General features: G+C 35.0%; 1 protein-coding gene. It reads right to left on the bottom strand.

What is annotated here, in order from left to right:
• Window positions 1-141 precede the first annotated feature (141 nt).
• Window positions 142-513 carry an HlyD family secretion protein gene (locus tag QUW60_RS15045; protein ID WP_289561513.1) on the bottom strand — a complete coding sequence of 124 codons (372 nt, stop codon included), beginning with the start codon at window positions 511-513 and terminating at the stop codon, window positions 142-144.
• Window positions 514-778: the final 265 nt, after the last annotated feature.

The following is a 778-nucleotide window of genomic DNA, read 5'->3' as shown; positions in this document are numbered from 1 at the left end:
CTGAATCTTTAAAATATTTTGTATCTTAGCCATATCTTAGTCGGGGTATTTCCCCCGTTTTGGCTGTCAAACCTTATTTACGGGGGAATACCTAAAGATACAAAAAAGCCAACTAACTCGCAATGAATTAGTTGGCTAATTTTATACTATTTCTTGAATATCCCTAAAAAGCAAAGCTTCTACTTGCAACACATGATGATAATCAGCTCCACTCTCGATGAATGCAATTACTTCGTTCTTCTTTACTGATTGTCTGTTTTTTACCAGTAATTGCATACGTCCACTGTTGTTTGCTACTAATCTGACAGGTGCTTTGGTTGCTGTTACAGAAACTTCTCCTTCTACCGTATCTGGGTATTTAATCCAGAAACTCAATAAAATAACGATTCCAATCAAACTTCCTACGCACAGAGCAAACCATTTGACCCATTGGGTAGGCATACGGTCTATAATGGCTTGTACTTCTTCGGAGTAGTTTGACATGGAGTCCTCTTTATTTTCCTTCTGCATCATATCTTCACTCTTTATAGCCTAATTCAACGTGGATCCGATATAAGAATCTGAAAATTAGAAATATAACAATAAAAGCATTGCATTTATAGTGTCCAAATACAACATTAAAGTAATTGCCACTATATCCTCAAAGGCTAAAGTTACAAAAATTTATTACATGACAATGATTTTTGCAAAAAATTTGCCAGAGTACGCACGGCTCTTTCATTTAAAATAATCTCCATAATCCTTGTTATTCTCCGAAAACCATTATTTTTGCGTACAA

Source organism: Bacteroides gallinaceum, from assembly GCF_030373775.1.
Lineage (GTDB): Bacteria > Bacteroidota > Bacteroidia > Bacteroidales > Bacteroidaceae > Phocaeicola > Phocaeicola excrementipullorum.
The sequence above is the reverse complement of the archived record's forward strand: the minus strand, read 5'-3'. Positions and strand labels throughout refer to the sequence as shown.

Bases quoted from the DNA above. Each gene is read 5' to 3' on its own strand.
- QUW60_RS15045 (WP_289561513.1), bottom strand. From the start codon at position 513: ATGATGCAGAAGGAAAATAAAGAGGACTCCATGTCAAACTACTCCGAA.